A 250-nucleotide genomic window follows, 5' to 3' on the forward strand; every position below is an offset into this window, starting at 1 on the left:
TATCTACGCATTTCACCGCTCCACCTGGAGTTCCGCTCTCCCCTACCACACTCGAGCACCACAGTCTGCCGGGCAGTTCCACGGGTGAGCCGTGGGATTTCACCCGACACTTGTAGCGCCGCCTACGTGCTCTTTAAGCCCAGTGATTCCGAACAACGTTTGCACTCTCTGTATTACCGCGGCTGCTGGCACAGAGTTAGCCAGTGCTTCCTCTCGAGCTTACGTCAAGATCTACAGCTGTTCGCTGCAT

General features: G+C 56.4%; 1 rRNA gene. It reads right to left on the reverse strand.

From position 1 onward, the window contains the following. Positions 1–250 (reverse strand): 16S ribosomal RNA (locus ACTHSL_RS13955); the annotation flags it as partial.

It is taken from the genome of Neisseria sp. P0008.S010 (genome assembly GCF_051962715.1).
Taxonomy (GTDB): Bacteria; Pseudomonadota; Gammaproteobacteria; order Burkholderiales; family Neisseriaceae; genus Neisseria; species Neisseria elongata.